Source organism: Streptomyces sp. Ag109_G2-15, assembly GCF_900215565.1.
GTDB classification, from domain to species: Bacteria; Actinomycetota; Actinomycetes; order Streptomycetales; family Streptomycetaceae; genus Streptomyces; species Streptomyces diastatochromogenes.
Genome location: NZ_OCNI01000001.1, coordinates 3,982,939 through 3,999,516, shown reverse-complemented (window position 1 = coordinate 3,999,516; position 16,578 = coordinate 3,982,939). Strand labels below are relative to the sequence as shown.

The 16,578-nt window shown below is 66.7% G+C and carries 9 protein-coding genes and 2 rRNA genes; 2 read left to right on the top strand and 9 right to left on the bottom strand.

Annotated features, from left to right (window positions below; translation table 11 throughout):
- Positions 1-31: 31 nt before the first annotated feature.
- The 3 genes from CRP49_RS17955 to CRP49_RS17940 form a co-directional block, all read right to left on the bottom strand.
- A 23S ribosomal RNA gene (locus CRP49_RS17955) occupies positions 32-3,151 on the bottom strand.
- A 300-nt stretch (positions 3,152-3,451) separates the two neighbouring features.
- A 16S ribosomal RNA gene (locus CRP49_RS17950) occupies positions 3,452-4,977 on the bottom strand.
- Together the 16S and 23S rRNA genes form the textbook arrangement of a ribosomal RNA operon.
- Before the next feature lie 565 nt (positions 4,978-5,542).
- Positions 5,543-6,550: a stage II sporulation protein M gene (locus CRP49_RS17940; protein WP_097254280.1), complete on the bottom strand. Its 1,008-nt coding sequence runs from the start codon at positions 6,548-6,550 to the stop codon at positions 5,543-5,545.
- A 143-nt stretch (positions 6,551-6,693) separates the two neighbouring features.
- Here CRP49_RS17940 and CRP49_RS17935 point away from each other — a divergent pair, with 143 nt between their 5' ends.
- Positions 6,694-7,734: an RDD family protein gene (locus tag CRP49_RS17935; RefSeq protein ID WP_179851662.1), complete on the top strand. Its 1,041-nt coding sequence runs from the start codon at positions 6,694-6,696 to the stop codon at positions 7,732-7,734.
- Between the two features lie 37 nt (positions 7,735-7,771).
- Here the strand turns inward: CRP49_RS17935 and CRP49_RS17930 are convergent, their stop codons facing one another.
- Both CRP49_RS17930 and ahcY read right to left on the bottom strand, forming a co-directional pair.
- Positions 7,772-8,386 (bottom strand): hypothetical protein, encoded by a 615-nt coding sequence (locus CRP49_RS17930; RefSeq protein ID WP_097254279.1) that lies wholly within the window; start codon positions 8,384-8,386, stop codon positions 7,772-7,774.
- A gap of 105 nt (positions 8,387-8,491) precedes the next feature.
- Positions 8,492-9,949 (bottom strand): adenosylhomocysteinase, encoded by a 1,458-nt coding sequence (gene ahcY, locus CRP49_RS17925; protein WP_094220772.1) that lies wholly within the window; start codon positions 9,947-9,949, stop codon positions 8,492-8,494.
- 481 nt (positions 9,950-10,430) lie between these two features.
- Here ahcY and CRP49_RS17920 point away from each other — a divergent pair, with 481 nt between their 5' ends.
- Entirely contained in the window at positions 10,431-12,512 is a 2,082-nt protein-coding gene (locus CRP49_RS17920; protein WP_097254278.1) for a fructose-specific PTS transporter subunit EIIC, read from the top strand.
- Between the two features lie 91 nt (positions 12,513-12,603).
- Here the strand turns inward: CRP49_RS17920 and CRP49_RS17915 are convergent, their stop codons facing one another.
- From CRP49_RS17915 to CRP49_RS17900, 4 genes are all read right to left on the bottom strand, one after another.
- Positions 12,604-13,584: a cation diffusion facilitator family transporter gene (locus CRP49_RS17915; protein WP_097254277.1), complete on the bottom strand. Its 981-nt coding sequence runs from the start codon at positions 13,582-13,584 to the stop codon at positions 12,604-12,606.
- 132 nt (positions 13,585-13,716) lie between these two features.
- Positions 13,717-14,868 carry a mannose-6-phosphate isomerase, class I gene (manA, locus tag CRP49_RS17910; RefSeq protein ID WP_097254276.1) on the bottom strand — a complete coding sequence of 384 codons (1,152 nt, stop codon included), beginning with the start codon at positions 14,866-14,868 and terminating at the stop codon, positions 13,717-13,719.
- A 94-nt stretch (positions 14,869-14,962) separates the two neighbouring features.
- A complete protein-coding gene (locus CRP49_RS17905) occupies positions 14,963-16,090 on the bottom strand; it encodes an SIS domain-containing protein (RefSeq protein ID WP_097254275.1) in 1,128 nt (375 codons plus the stop codon).
- A gap of 105 nt (positions 16,091-16,195) precedes the next feature.
- The gene (locus CRP49_RS17900; RefSeq protein WP_007382472.1) at positions 16,196-16,366 is read right to left on the bottom strand and encodes a Trm112 family protein; all 171 of its coding nucleotides are present in this window, start codon (positions 16,364-16,366) and stop codon (positions 16,196-16,198) included.
- Positions 16,367-16,578 lie beyond the last annotated feature (212 nt).

The following is a 16,578-nucleotide window of genomic DNA, read 5'->3' as shown; positions in this document are numbered from 1 at the left end:
TTCAGAACCAACACAGTGGACGCGAGCAACTGAGGACAAGCCCTCGGCCTATTAGTACCAGTCAACTCCACCCGTTACCGGGCTTCCATATCTGGCCTATCAACCCAGTCGTCTACTGGGAGCCTTACCCCATCAAGTGGGTGGGAGTCCTCATCTCGAAGCAGGCTTCCCGCTTAGATGCTTTCAGCGGTTATCCCTCCCGAACGTAGCCAACCAGCCATGCCCTTGGCAGAACAACTGGCACACCAGAGGTTCGTCCGTCCCGGTCCTCTCGTACTAGGGACAGCCCTTCTCAAGACTCCTACGCGCACAGCGGATAGGGACCGAACTGTCTCACGACGTTCTAAACCCAGCTCGCGTACCGCTTTAATGGGCGAACAGCCCAACCCTTGGGACCGACTCCAGCCCCAGGATGCGACGAGCCGACATCGAGGTGCCAAACCATCCCGTCGATATGGACTCTTGGGGAAGATCAGCCTGTTATCCCCGGGGTACCTTTTATCCGTTGAGCGACGGCGCTTCCACAAGCCACCGCCGGATCACTAGTCCCGACTTTCGTCCCTGCTCGACCCGTCGGTCTCACAGTCAAGCTCCCTTGTGCACTTACACTCAACACCTGATTGCCAACCAGGCTGAGGGAACCTTTGGGCGCCTCCGTTACTCTTTAGGAGGCAACCGCCCCAGTTAAACTACCCATCAGACACTGTCCCTGATCCGGATCACGGACCCAGGTTAGACATCCAGCACGACCAGACTGGTATTTCAACGACGACTCCCACCATACTGGCGTATGGCTTTCACAGTCTCCCAGCTATCCTACACAAGCCGAACCGAACACCAATATCAAACTGTAGTAAAGGTCCCGGGGTCTTTCCGTCCTGCTGCGCGAAACGAGCATCTTTACTCGTAGTGCAATTTCACCGGGCCTATGGTTGAGACAGTCGAGAAGTCGTTACGCCATTCGTGCAGGTCGGAACTTACCCGACAAGGAATTTCGCTACCTTAGGATGGTTATAGTTACCACCGCCGTTTACTGGCGCTTAAGTTCTCAGCTTCGCCCCACCGAAATGGAGCTAACCGGTCCCCTTAACGTTCCAGCACCGGGCAGGCGTCAGTCCGTATACATCGCCTTACGGCTTCGCACGGACCTGTGTTTTTAGTAAACAGTCGCTTCTCGCTGGTCTCTGCGGCCACCCCCAGCTCGAACAGCAAGTGTTCTCACCAGGAATGGCCCCCCTTCTCCCGAAGTTACGGGGGCATTTTGCCGAGTTCCTTAACCATAGTTCACCCGAACGCCTCGGTATTCTCTACCTGACCACCTGAGTCGGTTTAGGGTACGGGCCGCCATGAAACTCGCTAGAGGCTTTTCTCGACAGCATAGGATCATCCACTTCGCCACAATCGGCTCGGCATCAGGTCTCAGACTACATGCAAGGCGGATTTGCCTACCTCACGTCCTACACCCTTACCCCGGGACAACCACCGCCCGGGATGGACTACCTTCCTGCGTCACCCCATCACTCACCTACTACCATCTTGGGTCAGCGGCTCCACCACTTTCCTTTCCCCGAAGGGTCCGGAACGGCTTCACGGCCTTAGCATCAATAGGTTCGATGTTTGACGCTTCACAGCGGGTACCGGAATATCAACCGGTTATCCATCGACTACGCCTGTCGGCCTCGCCTTAGGTCCCGACTTACCCTGGGCAGATCAGCTTGACCCAGGAACCCTTAGTCAATCGGCGCAAACGTTTCTCACGTTTGTATCGCTACTCATGCCTGCATTCTCACTCGTCAACCGTCCACAACTACCTTCCGGTGCTGCTTCACCCGGCAGACGACGCTCCCCTACCCATCACAGCACCCGTTGGGGCTATATGCTGCAATGACACGACTTCGGCGGTACGCTTGAGCCCCGCTACATTGTCGGCGCGGAATCACTAGACCAGTGAGCTATTACGCACTCTTTCAAGGGTGGCTGCTTCTAAGCCAACCTCCTGGTTGTCTGTGCGACTCCACATCCTTTCCCACTTAGCGTACGCTTAGGGGCCTTAGTCGATGCTCTGGGCTGTTTCCCTCTCGACCATGGAGCTTATCCCCCACAGTCTCACTGCCGCGCTCTCACTTACCGGCATTCGGAGTTTGGCTAAGGTCAGTAACCCGGTAGGGCCCATCGCCTATCCAGTGCTCTACCTCCGGCAAGAAACACACGACGCTGCACCTAAATGCATTTCGGGGAGAACCAGCTATCACGGAGTTTGATTGGCCTTTCACCCCTAACCACAGGTCATCCCCCAGGTTTTCAACCCTGGTGGGTTCGGTCCTCCACGAAGTCTTACCTCCGCTTCAACCTGCCCATGGCTAGATCACTCCGCTTCGGGTCTTGAGCGTGCTACTGAAGCGCCCTGTTCGGACTCGCTTTCGCTACGGCTTCCCCACCCGGGTTAACCTCGCAACACACCGCAAACTCGCAGGCTCATTCTTCAAAAGGCACGCAGTCACGAGAAGCACCGAAGTGCTTCCGACGCTCCCACGGCTTGTAGGCACACGGTTTCAGGTACTATTTCACTCCGCTCCCGCGGTACTTTTCACCATTCCCTCACGGTACTATCCGCTATCGGTCACCAGGGAATATTTAGGCTTAGCGGGTGGTCCCGCCAGATTCACACGGGATTTCTCGGGCCCCGTGCTACTTGGGTGTCTCTCAAACGAGCCGCTGACGTTTCGACTACGGGGGTCTTACCCTCTACGCCGGACCTTTCGCATGTCCTTCGCCTACATCAACGGTTTCTGACTCGTCCTGTCGCCGGCAGACGACAGAAGAGAGATCCCACAACCCCGCATGCGCAACCCCTGCCGGGTCTCACACGCATACGGTTTGGCCTCATCCGGTTTCGCTCGCCACTACTCCCGGAATCACGGTTGTTTTCTCTTCCTGAGGGTACTGAGATGTTTCACTTCCCCTCGTTCCCTCCACACTGCCTATGTGTTCAGCAGCGGGTGACAGCCCATGACGACTGCCGGGTTTCCCCATTCGGAAACCCCCGGATCAAAGCCTGGTTGACGACTCCCCGGGGACTATCGCGGCCTCCCACGTCCTTCATCGGTTCCTGGTGCCAAGGCATCCACCGTGCGCCCTTAAAAACTTGGCCACAGATGCTCGCGTCCACTGTGCAGTTCTCAAACAACGACCAGCCACCCGTCACACACCGCTTACACGATGCTTCACCGGGGCCGGCGACTGAGGAAATCCATTCCCTCAGACACCCAACAGCGTGCCCGACACGATCAGCCGACCAGATCAGCGTTCCACGCCCCGAAGAGCAGTACTAGCGCCTGGTCCATCCTGGACCGTGCCGAATAATCAACGTTCCACCCATGAGCAACCAGCATCAGACATTCGCCGATGTACTGGCCTCTGGACCGCTAGGCGGCCTAGAAGTGCTCCTTAGAAAGGAGGTGATCCAGCCGCACCTTCCGGTACGGCTACCTTGTTACGACTTCGTCCCAATCGCTAGTCCCACCTTCGACAGCTCCCTCCCACAAGGGGTTGGGCCACCGGCTTCGGGTGTTACCAACTTTCGTGACGTGACGGGCGGTGTGTACAAGGCCCGGGAACGTATTCACCGCAGCAATGCTGATCTGCGATTACTAGCGACTCCGACTTCATGGGGTCGAGTTGCAGACCCCAATCCGAACTGAGACCGGCTTTTTGAGATTCGCTCCACCTCACGGTATCGCAGCTCTTTGTACCGGCCATTGTAGCACGTGTGCAGCCCAAGACATAAGGGGCATGATGACTTGACGTCGTCCCCACCTTCCTCCGAGTTGACCCCGGCGGTCTCCTGTGAGTCCCCATCACCCCGAAGGGCATGCTGGCAACACAGAACAAGGGTTGCGCTCGTTGCGGGACTTAACCCAACATCTCACGACACGAGCTGACGACAGCCATGCACCACCTGTACACCGACCACAAGGGGGGCACTATCTCTAATGCTTTCCGGTGTATGTCAAGCCTTGGTAAGGTTCTTCGCGTTGCGTCGAATTAAGCCACATGCTCCGCCGCTTGTGCGGGCCCCCGTCAATTCCTTTGAGTTTTAGCCTTGCGGCCGTACTCCCCAGGCGGGGAACTTAATGCGTTAGCTGCGGCACCGACGACGTGGAATGTCGCCAACACCTAGTTCCCACCGTTTACGGCGTGGACTACCAGGGTATCTAATCCTGTTCGCTCCCCACGCTTTCGCTCCTCAGCGTCAGTAATGGCCCAGAGATCCGCCTTCGCCACCGGTGTTCCTCCTGATATCTGCGCATTTCACCGCTACACCAGGAATTCCGATCTCCCCTACCACACTCTAGCTAGCCCGTATCGACTGCAGACCCGAGGTTAAGCCTCGGGCTTTCACAATCGACGTGACAAGCCGCCTACGAGCTCTTTACGCCCAATAATTCCGGACAACGCTTGCGCCCTACGTATTACCGCGGCTGCTGGCACGTAGTTAGCCGGCGCTTCTTCTGCAGGTACCGTCACTTTCGCTTCTTCCCTGCTGAAAGAGGTTTACAACCCGAAGGCCGTCATCCCTCACGCGGCGTCGCTGCATCAGGCTTTCGCCCATTGTGCAATATTCCCCACTGCTGCCTCCCGTAGGAGTCTGGGCCGTGTCTCAGTCCCAGTGTGGCCGGTCGCCCTCTCAGGCCGGCTACCCGTCGTCGCCTTGGTGAGCCATTACCTCACCAACAAGCTGATAGGCCGCGGGCTCATCCTTCACCGCCGGAGCTTTCCAACCCCCAAGATGCCTTGGAGGCTCGTATCCGGTATTAGACCCCGTTTCCAGGGCTTGTCCCAGAGTGAAGGGCAGATTGCCCACGTGTTACTCACCCGTTCGCCACTAATCCACCCCGAAGGGCTTCATCGTTCGACTTGCATGTGTTAAGCACGCCGCCAGCGTTCGTCCTGAGCCAGGATCAAACTCTCCGTGAATGTTTACCGGTAATCCGGTGCACACATCACGAGAGCGGTCCAAGAGGAGGAATGATCCTCTCGGACACAGCGTCCTCGCTGTGTTATTTCAAAGGAACCTCGTCCCAGCCGTGATGGCCGGAGACGGGGTATCAACATATCTGGCGTTGATTTTTGGCACGCTGTTGAGTTCTCAAGGAACGGTCGCTTCCTTTGTACTCACCCTCTCGGGCTTTCCTCCGGGCGCTTCCCTTCGGTCTTGCGTTTCCGACTCTATCAGATCTTTTCTCGATCCGATTTCCTCGGTGCTTTCCAGGTTTCCGCTCTCGCGGTTTCCTTTCCGGCGGTTCCGACTTTATCAGAAGTTTTTGACCGGCCTGACCGGCCGCTCATTTCTGAGTAGTAAGTCGGAGTGCTTCTCAGCGTCACAGTCGCGACGCCTGGGGAAGCAGACAGATTCTAAACGATCAGCCCTGAACTTGTCCAGTTCTAGGCAACTCATTGAATCTACCTCCCCCCTCCACCCGTGTCAACGGGTTTCGTGGGGCGAAGAGGAGACTAGCAGCTCACAGGCCCTGGACGCACATCAGGCGGCCGTCGGGACGGTCGAGCTGCGCTCGGCCGCGTCGAGGTCGCCCGTCTCGCCGGCGCGTACCGCCCGGCCGCCGAGGACGTAGACGTACGCCAGGAATGCCACCTCGGCCGCGACTCCGATGCCGATGCGGGCCCAGGTGGGAAGGCCGGACGGGGTAACGAAGCCTTCGATGGCACCGGAGACGAACAGAACCAGTGCGAGGCCTATCGCCATGCCCACCGCGGCCCGACCTTCCTCGGCGAGAGCGGTACGCCGGCTTCGGGGACCTGGGTCGATGACGGTCCAGCCGAGGCGGAGGCCGGTGCCTGCGGCGACGAAGACCGCGGTCAGTTCGAGCAGGCCGTGCGGGAGGACCAGGCCGAGGAAAGTGTCGAGACGGCCGGCGGAGGACATCAGGCCGATGCCGACGCCCAGGTTGAGCATGTTCTCGAAGAGGATCCAGAGCACGGGCAGCCCCAGGAAGACGCCCAGGACCAGGCACATCGCGGCGGCCCGGGCGTTGTTCGTCCACACCTGGGCGGCGAAGGAAGCCGCGGGGTGGCTCGAGTAGTAGGTCTCGTACTCGCCGCCGGGACGGGTCAGCTCGCGCAGCTGGCTGGGGGCCGCGATGGTCGACTGCACCTCTGGATGGGTGCCTATCCACCAGCCCAGGAGGATCGCGATGGCGGTCGAGATGAGCGCGGTGGGCACCCACCAGTGGCGGGCACGGTAGACCGCGGCGGGGAATCCCTGACCGAGGAAGCGCGTGACGTCGCGCCACGAGGTGCGGCGGGTACCCGTGACGGCGCTGCGCGCGCGTGCCACGAGTTGGCTGAGCCGGCCCGTCAGCTGCGGATCGGGAGCGCTGGACTGGATGAGAGAGAGGTGGGTGGCGGTGCGCTGGTAGAGGGCGACGAGTTCGTCTGCCTCGGCGCCGTTGAGGCGGCGCTGGCGGCGGAGCAGGGCGTCGAGGCGGTCCCATTCGGCTCGGTGTGCGGAGACGAAGACGTCCAGGTCCATCGGGTCTGCCTGCTCCTCGGCTGGTCGTCCACTGCTCGTGGTGGAGGCTCGTGATGCTGTCAGCTTGTCTTACTGCGGCGCGATGCGCCCTCAGCTTGGCAGACTTGCGCTTCACGGGGCAGACCAGGGGAAGGACGGCGGGCGTGAGTGAGCTGGTGACCGGCGAGGCGGTGGCGCTGGAACTGCGGCCTGCCAAGCTGCCGAGCAGGGCGTTGGCGGTGTTGCTGGACCTGGTCGTGGCCGTGCTCGTGTACATCGGCGTGACCTTCGCGCTGGTGGCGGCGACCGCGTCCTTGGACGAGGCGGCCCAGGTCGCGCTGTCGATCGCGACCTTCATGTTGGTGCTGGTCGGCGGTCCGATCGCGGTGGAGACGCTCAGCCATGGGCGCTCGCTCGGGAAGCTGGCGTTCGGGCTGCGGGTGGTGCGGGACGACGGTGGGCCCATCCGCTTCCGGCACGCGCTGGTGCGGGGTGCGATCGGTGTGGTCGAGATCCTGATGACCTTCGGGATCGTGGCCTGCATCGCCTCGCTGGTGTCGGCGCGGGGTCGGCGGCTCGGGGACGTCTTCGCGGGCACCCTGGTCGTGCGCGAGCGGATTCCCGTGGGGCGGGCGGGTCTCGTGCCCCCGCCTCCGCCGTGGCTGGCGGGGCGGTTCGCCGAGCTGGACCTGTCGGCCGTACCGGACGGGCTGTGGCTCGCCGTCCGGCAGTACCTGACGCGGATGCAGCAGCTCGATCCTCAGGTGTCCTGGGACATGGGGCAGCGGCTCGCTGCCGATCTCGCCGCTCGTACGGGGGCTCCGACGCCGCAGGGTATGCACCCGGCCGCTTTCCTGGCGGCTGTGGTCCATGAGCGGCAGGCTCGCGAGGCCCGGCATGCCTTCGGGGGCCCGGGGCCTGTGGCCACCGGGGGTGCGCCGTCCGGTTTCGCGCCCGGCGCGCCCGGTGGTGCCGTGCCCGGTGGCTATCCTCCGCCGGTGCCGCAGGCGCCCGTGCCGAACGCGTATCAGCCTCAGGCGCCGGTCTGGCCGCAGGGTTCTGGTCAGCCTGCCCCGTACCCGGGTCCGGGTGTGCCGCAGTCTCAGGCTCCGGTCGCGCCGCCCGCGTCGACGCAGCGCGATGAGCCGCCGTCCGAGCGGCCGGCCACGGGTTCTGGTTCCACTGGGTTCGCTCCGCCGGCGTAGCGGGCCGCCTCGCGCCGCCGGCTCCGGCGGCGCGGGCTCAGTCGAATCTCGACGGCGGTGACTGGAGGTCTTCCAGCTCGATTCCGGGCGCGGACAGGACCACGTCTCCGGCGATGTGCACGGTGTGCTGTTCGCCCGTGTCCAGGGCTGTGACCTGGTATTCGTCCACGGTCAGGGGGCCGTTGTCAGTGGCGTGTGCTTCGCTGTTCACCAAGGCCCAGGACTGGTCCACGGTGCGTGGGGCAAGGACCGGGTCCGTGAAGGCCACGAGGCGTACGCGGGTCGCGGCGGACGAGGGGGTGAGGCGCAGCAGACGGGCGGTGGCGACGAGGAACGCGGGGGACGTGCCGGTGAAGGCGTGGGCGCGCACATTGCCTTCGGTGGCATGGGCTCCGGTGGGGTCGGTGCGGACCCAGGTGACGCCGTCGAGGGCGGCGCCGCGCACCTGCCAGCCTCCCGCGTGGAGTTCGAGGCGGATGGGGCGGCCGAGGTCGTCCAGGGCGAGGTCGACCGAGCCGCGGTGGTCGCCCGCGGGGGTGGTGAGCTGGGAGACGTAGCGCCAGCCGGACGGGCCGGGGGCGCACTGGAAGTGCTCTTCTGCGAGGGGGGTGTGATCGTGCGGATCGTGGAGCGAATAACGGCCGCGGGGCATGGGGGTCCTGGAGCTTGACGGGCTGGTCCGGCCGGAGGCCAAAGGGGCAGGCCCCCGGCACGGGGGTGCGGGGGCCTGCCTCGGAGGAACTGCGGACCTGCGGACTCAGTAGCGGTAGTGGTCCGACTTGTACGGGCCGTCGACTTCCACGCCGATGTACGCGGCCTGCTCGGGGCGCAGCGTGGTGAGCTTCACGCCGAGCGCGTCCAGGTGGAGGCGGGCGACCTTCTCGTCGAGGTGCTTGGGCAGCGTGTAGACGCCGGTCGGGTACTCGTCGGGCTTGGTGAACAGCTCGATCTGGGCCAGGGTCTGGTCCGCGAAGGAGTTGGACATCACGAACGACGGGTGACCGGTGGCGTTGCCCAGGTTCAGCAGGCGGCCCTCGGAGAGGACGATGATCACCTTGCCGTCGGGGAAGGTCCAGGTGTGGACCTGCGGCTTGACCTCGTCCTTGACGATGCCGGGGACCTTGGCAAGGCCGGCCATGTCGATCTCGTTGTCGAAGTGGCCGATGTTGCCGACGATGGCCTGGTGCTTCATCTTGGCCATGTCCGAGGCCATGATGATGTCCTTGTTGCCGGTCGTGGTCACGAAGATGTCGGCCTTGTCGATGACCTCGTCGAGGGTCGTGACCTGGTAGCCGTCCATCGCCGCCTGCAGGGCGCAGATCGGGTCGATCTCGGTGATGATCACTCGGGCGCCCTGGCCGCGCAGGGACTCCGCGCAGCCCTTGCCCACGTCGCCGTAGCCGCAGACGACGGCGGTCTTGCCGCCGATCAGGACGTCGGTGGCGCGGTTGATGCCGTCGATCAGGGAGTGGCGGCAGCCGTACTTGTTGTCGAACTTCGACTTGGTGACGGCGTCGTTGACGTTGATCGCCGGGAAGAGGAGGACGCCGTCGCGCTGCATCTCGTACAGGCGGTGGACGCCGGTCGTGGTCTCCTCGGTCACGCCGCGGATCTCGGACGCCAGCTGGGTCCACTTCTGCGAGCCGTCCGTGATGGTGCGGTGCAGGAGTTCGAGGATGACGCGGTGCTCGTCGGACTCGGCGGTGTCGACGCCGGGGACCTTGCCGTCCTTCTCGTACTCGACGCCCTTGTGGACGAGGAGGGTGGCGTCACCGCCGTCGTCGAGGATCATGTTCGGGCCGCCGGTGGGGCTGTCCGGCCAGGTCAGCGCCTGCTCGGTGCACCACCAGTACTCCTCCAGGGTCTCGCCCTTCCAGGCGAAGACCGGGACGCCCTGCGGGTTGTCGGGCGTGCCGTTCGGGCCGACGGCGATGGCGGCGGCCGCGTGGTCCTGGGTGGAGAAGATGTTGCAGGACGCCCAGCGGACCTGCGCGCCCAGGGCGACCAGGGTCTCGATCAGGACGGCGGTCTGCACGGTCATGTGCAGGGAACCGGTGACACGGGCGCCGGCCAGTGGCTGCGCCTCGGCGTACTCCTTGCGGATCGCCATGAGGCCCGGCATCTCATGCTCGGCGAGGGTGATCTCCTTGCGGCCGAACTCGGCCAGGGAGAGGTCGGCGACTTTGAAGTCCTGTCGGTTGTCGACAGTCGTCATTGCGAGCTGCTCCTCGGGATTGGGTCGAGGTGGGTACGGCTGGTCTGCGCGGCGGCGGACACAGGGGTGCCCGAGAAGAGGCACAGGCATGCCCACGTACGCGCAGCGCAGTCCGTCGGAGGCCCTCTCTCCCTCGGTCGGTCCGCTTCGGGACCGCCCGACCGCCATCAGCAGCGACGTCTGGCTCCGTCCCAAGCTACACCGGAGGGCCGGGCCATCCCCAGTCCGCCTGCGAACAGTTCAAGTCGTTCCGGGGATGTGGCCGGGGATGTGGCCGGGGGCGGAGCGGGGTTTCGCAGGCGGGTGGGCGGGTGGCGGGAAGGTGTGGGGCGGGGGCCTACAGACCGGTATGGACTGGGAATTCCGCTCCTTTTGAGGCGTGGGCGGGGTGGTGCAGGATGCGGGGTGATCGGGAGTTCCGATCGATCTCGCGAGGCGTCCGGGACGGCGCCTTGTGTGACGAAGGCGTTAGGAGATCGACGTGACCAGTCCGGCCGACCCTCCCCCCACGGGCGGCGGTGACGAGCCGCAGCGGATCAAGCTGCTGGCGGTGACCGCGTGCCCGACCGGCATCGCACACACGTACATGGCGGCAGAGAAGCTCGCGCAGGCCGCCGCGGGCCTCGGTATCGAGATGAAGGTGGAGACACAAGGATCCATCGGGGCTGAGAACGTCCTCGATGACAACGATGTCAGATCGGCCGACGGCATCATCGTCGCCGCGGACAAAGACGTGGACCTGAGTCGTTTCGCGGGCAAGCGCGTGCTGACGGTCGGGGTCGCCGAGGGCATCCACCACCCCGGGCGGCTGATCGAGCGGGTGCGGTCGGCGCCCGTGTACACGCCCGGCGGGGCTGCCACCGGGCCGGCCTCCGGGAACGGCGGCGGCAAGGAGCGGGGCACGGTCTACAAGGCGCTGATGAACGGTGTCTCGTACATGATCCCGTTCGTGGTCGTCGGCGGTCTGCTGATCGCGGTCTCGCTGGCGCTCGGCGGGCATGCGACGGCCAAGGGGTATGTGATCCCGGACGGCACCTTCTGGGCACACGTCAACGCGATCGGCGGGATCGGCTTCCAGCTGATGATTCCGATCCTGTCCGGATACATCGCCTACGCCATAGCCGACCGGCCCGCTCTGGTGCCAGGCATGATCGGTGGCTGGATCGCCAACACGGGGGCGCTGTACGACTCCCAGGCGGGCGCCGGCTTCATCGGGGCGATCGTGACCGGCTTCCTGGCCGGATATCTGGTGCTGTGGATCAAGAAGGTCCGGGTCCCGAAGTTCGTACAGCCGATCATGCCGATCATCGTGATCCCGATCGTGGCGACGACGGCGCTGGGGCTGTTCTTCGTCTATGTCATCGGCAAGCCGATCTCCTGGGTGTTCGAGCACCTGACCAGCTGGCTCGGCGGGATGACCGGCAGCAGTGCGGTGCTGCTGGGCGCGATCCTGGGCCTGATGATCGCGTTCGACATGGGCGGGCCGGTCAACAAGACGGCGTTCCTGTTCGGCGCGGGGCTCATCGCGAGCGGCAACCAGACGGTCATGGGCATGTGCGCGGCCGCGATCCCGGTGATGCCGCTGGGCCAGGGCCTGGCCACGCTGATCCGCAGGCGGCTGTACACCGAGCAGGAGCGGGAGACGGGGCTGGCGGCGCTGTTCATGGGCTGCTTCGGCATCTCGGAGGGCGCGATCCCGTTCGCGGCGGCACGGCCCGCGCAGGTCATTCCGGCCAACATGCTGGGCGGCGCGGTGGCCGGTGCGGTCGCGGGGCTGGCCGGGGTGAAGGACGCGGTGCCGCACGGCGGGCCGGTCGTGGCGGTGCTGGGCGCGGTGAGCGGCGTACCGATGTTCTTCGTGGCCGTGGTGATCGGCGCGGCGGTGACGGCGTTGACGACCGTGGCGCTGGTGGACCTGGCCGAGCGCGCCAGGCGTGCCGAGCCGGCCGGTGGGGCCGAGCCTGGGCCGGCCGGGGCTGGTGCGGTCGTTCCCGGACAGGCTCGGCGCGAGCCGGTGGCGGTCGCCGCCGCTCCGGCGGTCGCGGTGGTCCACGGGGCGTCCGCCGAGGGGGTGGCCGGTACGGCGGAGGCCTCCGGCGAGGTGCCTGAGGTCCTCTCCGGGTATCTCACCGGGCGGACGGTGCAGGTCGGTCTCGCCGCGGACGGCAAGGAGTCCGCGATCCGGGAGATGGCGGAGCTGCTGGGCCGCAGTGGCCGGGTCGCCGACGTCGAGGAGCTGGTGGCGGTCGCGCTGCGGCGCGAGGAGCAGGGGACGACGGGGCTCGGTGAGGAGATCGCGATTCCGCACGCCAAGACGGACGCGGTGACAGCGCCGGTCGTGGGGTTCGCGCGGTCGGCGCAGGGTGTCGAGTGGGGTTCGCTGGACGGTACGAAGGCTCGGCTGGTCTTCATGATCGCCGTGCCGGAGGCGGCCGCCGGGGACGAGCATCTGCGGATCCTCGCGCTGCTGTCCCGCAAGCTGATGGACCCCGGTTTCCGGGAGCGGCTGCTGGCGGCGGAGGAGGGGCGGGCCGTACTCGACGTGCTCGGCGAGGTCGGGTGAGCTGATCTCTCCTGACCTCGGGAGAGGCGAAGGGCGCCGACGGTGACGTCGGCGCCCTGGCCCGTAGAGCCGACTCGAGGGGGTGAGCCCCTCAGTGACCGACCGGGTGCGGGGTCGGGCCGCCGGGGGTCGCCTCCGGGTCGGGGCCCTTGGCGGCCTCGGCCTCGCTGTAGATGTCCGGCTCCAGGTAGATGACCCGGGCGATGGGGACGGCGGCGCGGATGCGGGCCTCGGCCGCGTTGATGGCGTTCGCGACCTCGGCGGCCGTGTCGTCGTGCTGGACGGCGATCTTGGCGGCGATCAGCAGCTCCTCGGGGCCGAGGTGGAGCGTGCGCATGTGGATGACGCCGGTGACCGTGTCGCCGTCGACGATGGCGGCCTCGATCTTCTTGACCTCCTCGATGCCCGCGGCCTCGCCGAGCAGCAGCGACTTGGTCTCGGCGGCCAGGACCAGGGCGATCAGGACGAGCAGGACGCCGATGCAGACGGTGCCGATGCCGTCCCAGATGCCGTCGCCGGTGAGCAGGGCGAGACCGACGCCGCCGAGGGCGAGGACCAGACCGATGAGCGCGCCGAAGTCCTCCAGGAGGACGACCGGCAGCTCGGGCGCCTTGGCCCGGCGGATGAACTGCGACCAGGAGAGCTTGCCCCGCAGCTCGTTCGACTCCTTGATGGCCGTACGGAACGAGAAGCCCTCGGCGATGATCGCGAACAGGAGGACGCCCACCGGCCAGTACCAGTGCTCGATCTCGTGCGGGTGCAGGATCTTCTCGTAGCCCTCGTAGATGGCGAACATGCCGCCGACGGAGAACAGGACGATCGAGACGAGGAAGGCGTAGATGTAGCGCTCGCGGCCGTAGCCGAAGGGGTGCTGCGGGGTCGCCTCGCGCTGGGCCTTCTTGCCGCCGATCAGGAGCAGGAACTGGTTCCCCGAGTCGGCCAGCGAGTGGACACCCTCGGCGAGCATCGACGAGGAGCCGCTGAACGCGAACGCCACGAACTTCGATGCCGCGATCGCGAGGTTGGCGCCGAGTGCCGCCACGATCGCCCTGGTACCGCCTGACGCGCTCATGTGTCCGCGTTGTCCCTTCGCCCTCGTACGTCTACGCCGTCCAGGCGTGCGCCCGTCTTTGCCCGTGCTTTGCCGGTGGGCCATTCTTGCAGCCCGGCCGGGCGGCGGCGCGTCAGGTATCCACAGCCCCGGTCATACGATCACAGTGGCGCGGAAGACCGTACCCGCGCCGGACACCTCGGCCTTCTCGCCGGCCGGGACGAAGACCGACTGGCCGGGGGCGAGTTCGTGTTCGCCCGCCCGGACGGTACCGGCCGTGCAGAGCAGGATCTGCGGGGTGTCCAGGGTGAGGTCGTGGGTGGTGCCGCCCTCGGGGAGCACGTACCGGGAGAGCCGGAACTCGTCGATCGGCGTCTCGTAGACCTCCTCGCCGTCCGGGGATGCCTCGGGGCGCAGCACGCCCGGGTCGCCGGCCTCGAAGCGGACGATGCGCAGGAGTTCGGGGACGTCGACGTGCTTGGGGGTCAGGCCGCAGCGCAGGACGTTGTCGGAGTTGGCCATGATCTCGACGCCGAGGCCGTCGAGGTAGGCGTGCGGGATGCCGGCGCCGAGGAACAGGGCCTCGCCGGGCTGCAGGCGGACGTGGTTGAGCAGCATGGCCGCGATGACGCCGGGGTCGCCCGGGTAGTGGTGGGCGAGGTCGGCGTAGGGCGCGTAGTCGCCGCCGAGGCGGGTGCAGGCGGCGGTGGCCTCGGCGACCGTGTGGGCCATCTCCTCCGGGTCGGCGCTGAGGACGGCCGTGAGGACCTCGCGCAGGGCGGCGTCCTCGGGGTGGGCGTGCAGCAGGTCGACGTACGGCTTCAGGGAGTCGACGCCGAGGCCGTCGAGCAGGCCGGCCGCCTGGACCGGGTCGCGGAAGCCGCACAGGCCGTCGAACTCGGTGAGCGCGCAGATCAGTTCCGGCTTGTGGTTGGCGTCCTTGTAGTTGCGGTGCGGGGCGTCGACGGGGATGCCGCGCCGCTCCTCGTCGGCGTAGCCCTCCTTGGCCTGTGCCAGGTTGGGGTGCACCTGGAGGGAGAGGGGGGCGCCGGCGGCGAGGACCTTGAGCAGGAAGGGCAGGTGGGGGCCGAACTTGGCGACCGCCTTCGCTCCGAGTTCCTTCTCCGGGTCCGCGTCGATGACCTCGACGAGCGTCCCGCGCGCGGTGCGCGAGGGAGCACCGGGGTGCGCTCCCATCCACATCTCCGCCTGCGGTTCGCCGGTCGGCTCCACGCCGAGCAGGTGCGGGATGGCGGTGGGGGAACCCCAGGCGTAGGGGCGGATCGTGTTGTCGAGGCGGTCCATGTGGTTTCTCTGTCTCCGTACGTACGCTGCTCGGCCGGCGCTGTCGTCGGTCCCGCGCCGGTGGTGGGCGCGAGTCGGACGACCTGGAGCAAGATCAGGCCCCGGAAGCGAGCGCCAGGTAAACGGCGGCGAAATCCGTGATGGCGATCAGTTCCGCGAGGGTCTCCAGATCGCCGCCCTCCTCCGGTTCCAGCTCGCTGATCGGCGTGTCGTGGCTGAGGGCCAGGTCACGGGCGGCGGGAGCGGCGGTGAGGCCGCCGATCGGGCGGTCGCGGAGCAGCACCACGCGCGCGTGCAGCGCGGGCGTCTCCTCCACGCGGTCACGGAAGAAGTCATCGGGGTCGGCGCTGGCGGCGAGGGGACCGGCCAGCAGGGCGCTGTGCGCGGCGAGTGCCTCGGGGAGTTCGGCGACCAGGGCGGGGCGGCCGGCCAGCTCGGCGAGCGCGTCGGCGAAACGGCGGCCCGCGGGCCCGGCCGAGCTGCCCTCCGTCCAGACCACGGGCAGTGTGTCGGCGAGTTCGGCGGCGAGGGTCTTGGCCGGGTTGCTGTAGGTCGCGATGGCCGGGCCGCAGCGTTCGGCGATGTGGTCCAGGCGGTCGGCGATCTTCTCCAGGTCCTCCGGCGGGGCGGTGAGCAGGCCGATGCGGTCGAGGAGCGCCAGCAGCGGGGTGAGCAGGGCCCAGAAGACGCCCGGGGAGGACGCGGCGAGGGGTTCTTCCTGGTCGTACGGCGACGTCGCCATCGGTACGAACAGGCCGTGCGCGCCGGCCATCGCCTCGGCGAGCGGGGTGCGGGCCGGGGCCACGGCGACGAGCGAGCAGCCGCGGCGGTAGGCCTGCTCCGCGAGCAGGGAGAGGCTGGGTTCGGTGCCGTCCGGGGTGGCGATGAGCAGCAGGTCGACGGAGCCGGCCCAGCCCGGGAGGTCCCAGCGCAGGGCGCCCGCGGCCGGGGCGACGCCGGTGGGGGCCAGTCGGGTGACGGGGCTACCGGGGCCGGCAAGGCTGCTGATGAGGTCGGCGGTGTGGGTGGCGGCGGTTCCCGGGCCCGCGATCAGGACGGCGCGGGGCCGGCCGTCGGGCTTGAGGTCGCCGATGCCGGCCTCGGTGGCGTGCCGGGCCGCGGTGCGTACGCGGGCGCCGGCCTCCGCCGCGCCGCGGAGGAGGCCTCGGCGGTCGGCCTCGGCGAGGCCCTCTGGGGCGTCGAGCAGCGATTCGTCGAGCATGGGCGGCAGCCTCCGATCGCCGGGGGTCCTGTGCGGGGGTCGAGCGCGGGGGTGGGCGCCCCGGCGTTGCGGGGCGACGGCCTTCTGTGCGGGGCGGTGGGCCTCTTACGCGGGGCGGCGGGCCTCGTCGACGAGCAGGACCGGGATGCCGTCGCGGACGGGGTATGCCAGGCCGCAGTCCTGGCCGGTGCAGATCAGCTCGGTGTCCTGCTCCTTGAGGGGGGCGTGGCAGGCCGGGCAGGCGAGGATCTCCAGGAGGCCGGCTTCGAGCGGCATGGGGTGTCCCTTCGGGCGGGTGACGGCTTTGCTGATGTGCGGTCAGCGTACCGCTGGTGGCGGGGTTGAGCTGGGCTTGCGTGCCGCCCAGGGGGCTCTGCCCCCTGGACCCCCGGATTTTTGCCCACCCGCCCACCCGTCTCGGTCGGCTCAGAAGCTAGGTCCCGGTGACGGGGCTCGGGTGGTTGAAAGGGGGGCGGAGCGGGAGCGGG

Bases quoted from the DNA above. Each gene is read 5' to 3' on its own strand.
- CRP49_RS17940 (WP_097254280.1), bottom strand. From the start codon at position 6,550: ATGGACCTGGACGTCTTCGTCTCCGCACACCGAGCCGAATGGGACCGC.
- CRP49_RS17930 (WP_097254279.1), bottom strand. From the start codon at position 8,386: ATGCCCCGCGGCCGTTATTCGCTCCACGATCCGCACGATCACACCCCC.
- ahcY (WP_094220772.1), bottom strand. From the start codon at position 9,949: ATGACGACTGTCGACAACCGACAGGACTTCAAAGTCGCCGACCTCTCC.
- CRP49_RS17915 (WP_097254277.1), bottom strand. From the start codon at position 13,584: ATGAGCGCGTCAGGCGGTACCAGGGCGATCGTGGCGGCACTCGGCGCC.
- manA (WP_097254276.1), bottom strand. From the start codon at position 14,868: ATGGACCGCCTCGACAACACGATCCGCCCCTACGCCTGGGGTTCCCCC.
- CRP49_RS17905 (WP_097254275.1), bottom strand. From the start codon at position 16,090: ATGCTCGACGAATCGCTGCTCGACGCCCCAGAGGGCCTCGCCGAGGCC.
- CRP49_RS17900 (WP_007382472.1), bottom strand. From the start codon at position 16,366: ATGCCGCTCGAAGCCGGCCTCCTGGAGATCCTCGCCTGCCCGGCCTGC.